Source organism: Citreicoccus inhibens, from assembly GCF_019039035.1.
Lineage (GTDB): Bacteria > Myxococcota > Myxococcia > Myxococcales > Myxococcaceae > Citreicoccus > Citreicoccus inhibens.
The window spans coordinates 1-7,068 of sequence record NZ_JAHNZT010000080.1; the positions used below are offsets into that span (position 1 = coordinate 1).

General features: G+C 63.1%; 5 protein-coding genes. 4 read left to right on the forward strand and 1 reads right to left on the reverse strand.

What is annotated here, in order from left to right:
- Positions 1-222 precede the first annotated feature (222 nt).
- The 3 genes from KRR26_RS35870 (at position 223) to KRR26_RS35880 (ending at position 3,554) form a co-directional block, all read left to right on the forward strand.
- Positions 223-948 carry a hypothetical protein gene (locus KRR26_RS35870; protein ID WP_217082111.1) on the forward strand — a complete coding sequence of 242 codons (726 nt, stop codon included), beginning with the start codon at positions 223-225 and terminating at the stop codon, positions 946-948.
- Between the two features lie 9 nt (positions 949-957).
- A complete protein-coding gene (locus tag KRR26_RS35875) occupies positions 958-2,037 on the forward strand; it encodes a hypothetical protein (protein WP_217082112.1) in 1,080 nt (359 codons plus the stop codon).
- A 122-nt stretch (positions 2,038-2,159) separates the two neighbouring features.
- Positions 2,160-3,554 (forward strand): IS30 family transposase, encoded by a 1,395-nt coding sequence (locus KRR26_RS35880; protein WP_217082115.1) that lies wholly within the window; start codon positions 2,160-2,162, stop codon positions 3,552-3,554.
- Positions 3,555-4,803: 1,249 nt separating this feature from the next.
- Here the strand turns inward: KRR26_RS35880 and KRR26_RS35885 are convergent.
- Entirely contained in the window at positions 4,804-5,763 is a 960-nt protein-coding gene (locus KRR26_RS35885; protein ID WP_217082113.1) for an SDR family NAD(P)-dependent oxidoreductase, read from the reverse strand.
- 109 nt (positions 5,764-5,872) lie between these two features.
- Here KRR26_RS35885 and KRR26_RS35890 point away from each other — a divergent pair, with 109 nt between their 5' ends.
- Entirely contained in the window at positions 5,873-6,784 is a 912-nt protein-coding gene (locus tag KRR26_RS35890; RefSeq protein ID WP_217082114.1) for a LysR family transcriptional regulator, read from the forward strand.
- The last annotated feature ends 284 nt before the right edge of the window (positions 6,785-7,068 follow it).

Consider the following 7,068-nt stretch of genomic DNA (forward strand, 5'->3'; position numbering starts at 1 on the left):
CTCATGGCCCGGGTGCATGCCTACCTCGCCGCTCGCTCCGCCCAGTGCTTCGCCAGTCCATTCCTGCGCCGCACCGACCTCAGGCGCACCGCCTGAGGCCGGACGAGAATTACGATCCTTGGTTTAGTGGCCCTGGAAGGAGCGTGGCCGAATGTCCCAACCTTGCTGCGTCAGACTCAGGCCCGCATCCACAATAGCTTCGAGGAGGATTCCCGCGGATCCGTGTTCTACATGCAGCCCCTTCGCAATGCTGATTTCCTTCCGGACGCCCGAAAGAGCATGGGGTTCGATCGGATTGGCATGCTGTCGTTCGAGGCACCTGCATCCAGTTTCATCCTGGGCATCGCTGCTTACGCATTCGGTGAGTTCCGACTTGCCGCAGCGAGTATTAAGAACCGCCTCACAGTTATCGGACTGGTGGTACGTCCAGACGGCAGCTTCGACTTGAGCCAGAATCTGCTTCGAGTTCCAGGGGAACGCTACGATAAGGAGCCAGCTCCCGAGCTTCGTCATGCTCGACTTGTCCGGCAGCTTCAGCTCGGGCAGAAGCTCTATGCATCAGGGGAACTGTGGGATGCCATGCGGTCGGCCCCGGGCATCTACGACCTCTTCCGCGCCAAGTGGACGGACCCCATTCTGGGGTGCATGGGCTACCTCGCGGGAGACCCTAGAGCTCGGCTTGATCCCCCCCTAACTACCTTAGCGCAGAACCTGGGGGGCTACTTCTCCGAGTTACCGGATGCGCAGCTCATCCAGGCGCTGCACAATGGGCACTTCGACCCGAAGCAGTGGGGCCGTCAGCGGGAACACAGCAGCATCCCCGTACTCGCAGAAAGCCTGCGGGAACTCGTGCGCCTCGGAGACGCAGCGACGCCGCTGTTCGCCGAACTTGGGGAAATATCACGGCGCATCATGCCGAACCAACCGTGGACGTGTATCTGGCGTTAGGGAGGATGCGTGTCATTCATCGATGTCGTTGGCTCACTGTTCGTGGCGCGGTCGCAGCAACTGTGCTGGCTCCGGATTCCAGATGACCACGTCGGGCGAGGCTACCTAGCGGAGCCCATCAAGCGAGATGAGGCCTATGTGGTGCTGCGGATGCGGGAAATGTCGCTCGGCTACGCGCGCAAGCTGTGGCGCAAGTACTACCCGGTGCTGCACGGCTTCACCCAGCATGCGGGCCATGAAGAGCACCAGCTCATCGGCCCCGGCCAGCTCAAGGACCTCTCCGAGAGCAATCTGGACCGCGTCATTAATCTCAACCAGCGGCTCGCGGGGCCGATACCCTATGACGGCGGTGACCTGTCGCTGGTCGTGGGGCTCTACTCGGTGCCGGCGGGGGATGCGGCCAAGGCGCTCATCAAGACGGTCGGAGACATTACTGCAGCCGCAGGCCTGGCAGTGGGCCAACTCCCACAACTTGCCCAGGCAGTGAAGACGGGCGTGGAGAGCATCTTCCAGCTCAACGACTGCCGTCTCCAACTCGGTGTTCGCGATACTCTCCCGTGCGGGAAGCCCCTCACCACGGGAGTCTACGTGGGCATCGCTGCACCACGGGATAGGTTTCGCGACTTCGAGCTGTGGCTGAACCAGGGACGGCTCGTGAAGGGCCAGGACCCCATCTCAGGTCTGCCCTACACGGACCATGACTACATGGTCATTGAAGTCGAGCGCCGGACAACACGCGAGGACTGGGCCACGCTCCCCGGTATTGCTAGCTTCGATAATAAGTTCGGAGATGTAATGCGCTCCAGCGCAAGCCCGCAGGCCAAGCGCGCGCAGCTGAGAACTCTCTGGCCCGAGTTCGAGCAAGCGCTCGCAAACTCCAGAGACCTCACTTCGCCAGACAGACGGCGCATCCAGTCTGCCGTCGCCAATGACCTTCTCGGCCGGCTCCGACTGATTGAGACTGGGAACCCATTCGAGACACGCTCAATAGCTCACGAGCCCCGCCGCATCGTGGCCAATGACTTCGACTTCCTCGACGTGGACACCTCACATTCGGCAGACGTCGCCCGCCTTACGCCCTTCGCCTGAGCGGGCCACCGGACTTCCCGTGCCTACCCAAACCCGACTCCCTGACTCGTGCTCGAATACAGGTCGCGACAGGGATGGCGGATTCAATCGGTCGTCGCAACACTCCAAAAGAAGATGTCGCGATGGGCGCAAGAGGACGTCGACGCGCGGAGCGCTCCGGGCGCACACTGATGTCGTCGCCTGGTCGTCCAACGGTGGGCCGGCGTGAGCATCGGCAGCGCTTCTGGGCGGCCATCGCCCGTGGCCTTTCGAGTGAGGAGGCAGGGGTAGCGGCCGGCATATCACCGGTAGTCGGGACGCGTTGGTTTCGCGAGAGTGGGGGAATGCCGCCGTTTCGATTGGCCGAGCTGTCGCAGCGCTACCTGTCGTTCGCTGAGCGCGAAGACATCGCTGTCTTGCACGCGCAGGGGTGCGGAGTACGCCACATCGCGCAGCAAATCGGCCGCTCGCCATCGACGGTGTCGCGAGAGCTGCGCCGCAACGCTGCGACCCGGGGTGGCGACCTTCAGTACCGCGCCACCGCCGCCCAATGGCACGCTGACCGGCGGGCCCGCCGCCCCAAAGCCGCGAAACTCACAGTGAACGACAAGCTGCGTCGGTACGTACAGGACGGCCTCGCTGGCACGCTCAGCGCCGCCGACGGGGCGGCCGTACCGGGCCCGACTGTGGGCTGGAGAGGCCGACGGCATGGCCGCAGGCAGGACCGGCGCTGGGCGACGGCGTGGAGCCCGCAGCAAATCGCCAACCGGCTCCAGGTCGACTTCCCGCTGGATGCCTCCATGCGCATCTCCCACGAGGCCATCTACCAAGCGCTCTACGTGCAGGGCCGCGGCGCACTCCGGCGTAACTTGGCTGCGTGCCTGAGGACGGGGCGGGCCCTGCGGGTGCCCAGGAGACGCACCAAGACGCGCGGCAAGCACTTCGTCAGCCCAGACGTCATACTTCGCCAACGGCCTGCCGAGGCAGATACCCGCGAGGTGCCGGGGCACTGGGAGGGCGACCTCATCGTCGGCTTGGGCAGCTCGGCCATTGGCACCCTGGTGGAGCGCACCACCCGCTTCACAATGCTGCTGCATCTGCCCCGCATGGACACCCACGGGCAGCCCCGGGTGAAGAATGGCCCTGCGCTCGCTGGACATGGGGCCTTGGCAGTTCGCGACGCCATTGCAACATCCATCACCACGCTACCCATACAGCTTCGCCGCTCCCTGACGTGGGACCAGGGCGCCGAGATGGCGCAGCACGCCCAGTCGCGCATCGACACCGGCCTGGCCGTCTACTTCTGCGACCCGCACAGCCCCTGGCAGCGCGGCACGAACGAGAACACAAATGGACTGCTGCGTCAGTACTTCCCCAAGGGCACAGACTTGGCTCGGCACTCGAGCCGCGAACTCGCCGCTGTTGCCGCCGCGCTCAACAGCCGCCCTCGCAAGGCACTCAGGTGGAAGACACCTGGTGAAGTCTTCAACGAGCACCTATCTTCATTGCAGGCAAACAGCGTTGCAACGACCCCTTGAAACCAAGGCTGCAGGGCAAGACTGGATGCGCAGGAACTGAACTCACGGCTACTCCTCGGCACGGGGCTGTCAAGGACCGGGGCCACGTAAGATGCAGCCTTGAGCGGGGGTAACAGCCACCTGGCGCGGCCGGCTCGACGCCGCCTGCGGCGGCCCAACTGCGGAGGACGTGGACGGTCGCCAGATCGGCCGAGATGGGTCATGGGTGGACTCCACCCCTGAGCCTACGGGCGTATCGAAACCATGCGACATTCGCCCGTCTCAGCACTTCGCACGAGAGCCCCCGCGCACCGCGGCGCCGCGCACTCTCTGTGAAGCGGTCACCAGCGGATCGGAACCATGGAGACGATGTCACCCCCGGTGTAGTTTGTGGAGATTCAATTGGCCCCCGATTGAGTGGCTCGCCCAGCCCCTCTTTGAAACCACTGGATATCATTCGGTTTCGACCCTCAGAGAGTTTGAGTCCTCTCAGAGAAAGCCGAGAACGAGTTCGCGCGGGGCTTCAGTCGCGGAGCTACTTGAAGGGCCCTACCAACCGGTAGGGCCCTTTTTGTTTAACAAGGGCCTCGCGATGACATCGCGGGGCCTTCGTGTTTAAGCCCCTGAATCACAAGGGATTTTGGCTCGCGGTGCTGAAGAGGGCGCTTTGGCTCTCTACCCCGCAGAGCAAGATGCCCCCTCTTCTCCGCCGCCGATTGGGCTCTCTGGACTGCTCTTTCACCCGTTTGGGGAGAGAGAGGCCCAGAGTGGTTAACAAGTGCTGTTAACTTTTGGGGAGGCGGTTAACAATATTCCCCTGGAGACCCGCTCTTTCCACTCTGAGGCTTCTGGGAGGGCGTCTCTCTCTGGTTTTCAGTTGCGTCTCTAGCCTGCTTTCCTGGTCCCGGTGCAGGTAGCGCACCGTCGGGGGAAGCCCTCTCAATCGGCACTCAAAGTGAAGGCGCGTTCGGAAGCCTTGGATCAGCCGTCACCGCCGCCGTTTCACGGGGGACGCCCGCACGAGAGACGGCCGGCACCTCGCCCAGAGCGTCCGAGCCCCCCGAGAGCGCGAAGACTCCACAGAGCGCCCATGGCTCTGCCGGCCTTCGCATGCCCGGGTAGTCCGATTGGCCCTCCGGCCGATGACCGCAGACAGCATCCTCTCAGCCTTCACGCGGTCCGAAACCACAGGGCAAGTCAGCCCAGCTAGTTCGCCACCCTTTGTCTACGTATCACGCCACCTCAACAACAAGACGAGAGAGAGTCCGCGTCAGCGACGAGCTCCAGCTAATGGCAGAGGGCCGCGGCCCCCACCGAGAAGCGTCATCGACACGTCCCAAAGACGCGCCGCGCGCGCGGGGTTCAGAGCAAAGGACGCAACGCCCCGCCGCACGCCGGGCGTGTACAGAGTGGCCGGCACGCAGTCTTCGAAGTAGAGCCCGGTTATTCCTTCGACGAGGGGCGAGCCCGAGAGTAACGCAGACGTCGCTGCGCCTTGTTCGATGTTCTTGTAGGAGACATCCTTGCTGTTCGGTTCAAACGACGCGGGTGGAGGTCCCGCCGCAACATGGCGACCGAGCAGCGTCGAGCTTATCCGCCCCGGATTGAGAGCATTGACAGTGATGCCGTCGCCCTTCCAGCGCTTCGCCGCCTCGACCATGAACAGGATGTTCGCGGTCTTCGACTGGCTATATGCCGTCCAGGGGTCGTACGGCCGCCTTTCGAACATCAGGTCATCGAAGTCCACATCACCATTGACGTGCCCAACCGAGCTGACGACGACGACACGAGAGTGGCCAGCCGTCGTCATCGCATCATGGAGGCCAATCGCGAGAGCGAAATGGCCAAGGTGGTTCGTCGCGAATTGCAGCTCCCAGCCTTCGACGGTGCGCAGCTCTGGGAGGGCCATGACACCGGCGTTGCACACGAGGATGTGAAGCGGCCCGCGCCAGGCGCCAATGAACGCCGCGACCGATGCCGGGTCAGACAGCTCTATTCGCGCGACACGGACGCCCTCGGTGCCGAACTCTCGCGCGACCACCGTACCAGCCTCGACGTCGCGTACCGCGAGCGTCACCTCAGCGCCAGCATCCACGAGCGCACGCGCGGTCTCGAGCCCGATGCCCGACGAAGCGCCGGTGACAATGGCACGCTTACCGGACAGGTCGACACCTCTGAGGACATCGTCGGCGGTCGAGGTTGCACCAAATGGAATATTCAGGGACGTCATGACGGATTGTTCCTCTCCGAGAGGTTGTCCTCTCGAAAGAGAACCTAGCGACTGACGTCCCTTCGAATAATGAGCTAAGCTTCATCATATTGTGTAGGATGGCTTACCAATGAGGAGTGACCTCTCCGGCCTTCTTGAGTTCGTGCTGGTCGCGGAAAAGCGCAGCTTCACGGCCGCCGCCGCTGAGCTCCGGTTAACCGCCCCACGAGTGAGCCAAATCATCCGCGCCCTTGAGGAGCGCGTCGGCACTCGCTTACTCCAGCGAACGACGCGAAACGTCGCCCTTACCGAAGCCGGCGCTCGCTTCCTCGCTCGTGTAAAGCCAGCGCTCACTGAGGTCGACGCGGCCTTGGGTTCGCTTGAAGAGGCACGCGAGCGCCCAGCAGGAACGCTGCGGATCAGCATACCACGCCTCGCGTACCTTCAGATTCTTCAGCCGCGCCTCGCAACATTCCTGGAGGAGTATCCGGATATCTGCCTCGACATTTTCATCCAGGATGACGCCGTCGATCTCGTGAGCGGCGGCTTCGACGCGGGAATTCATCTCGGAGAGACTCTTGGCCACGACGTTATCGCCGTGCGAGTCAGTGAAGACCAGAGCATCGCCGTTGTGGGCGCACCTTCATACTTCGAAACCCGGAGCAAACCGAGGCACCCGCGTGACCTCAAGCAGCATGAGTGCATCAATTACCGCGCGTCTCTTGGGGCCCCTATCTATCGATGGGAGTTCACAGAACACGGCCGCGAGATTGAGGTTGCCGTCGAAGGCCGGCTCCAGTTCAATGATCGCGACCTGATTCTCTCTGCAGCAATCAGCGGGCTCGGGCTTGCGTACGTCAGCGCGAGCCGCGCACGCGAGCATCTCGTGCAGAAGCGCCTCGCTCGCGTGCTTGAGGAATGGTGTCCACCGTTCCCAGGACTCTTCCTCTACTATGCGAGTCGCGCAAATCTTGAGCCCAAGCTGCGAGCACTCATCGAGTTTCTGCGTGTCGGCGGTAGCAAACGCCATAGCGGAGCGTAGTGGCGGTTGCCCTGGGCTAAGCCCCACCTCAAGCTCCGCCGAAGCGAGCTCGGGATGAGTGGTTGGAGTTGCCCCCCGCCAAATCGGACAGGTCAGGGTTGTGTACCGCACCTAATTGTTGAGACACCAGATTGGTAGCAATCAGGCGGCTTGCCGCTGCATGAGTTCTCGCCGGGCCTGAGTCGGCGAGAGGAAGTCGTGGCGCTCCAGCAGCCAGTGCTCGTTGTACTGGCGAGCCCAGTCGAGCAGAGCCAGACGGAGTGCCTCCACGGTTTCGAACGAGC

Coding starts and splice junctions, on each gene's coding strand:
- KRR26_RS35885 (WP_217082113.1), bottom strand. CDS start 5,763: ATGACGTCCCTGAATATTCCATTTGGTGCAACCTCGACCGCCGACGAT.
- KRR26_RS35880 (WP_217082115.1), top strand. CDS start 2,160: ATGGGCGCAAGAGGACGTCGACGCGCGGAGCGCTCCGGGCGCACACTG.
- KRR26_RS35890 (WP_217082114.1), top strand. CDS start 5,873: ATGAGGAGTGACCTCTCCGGCCTTCTTGAGTTCGTGCTGGTCGCGGAA.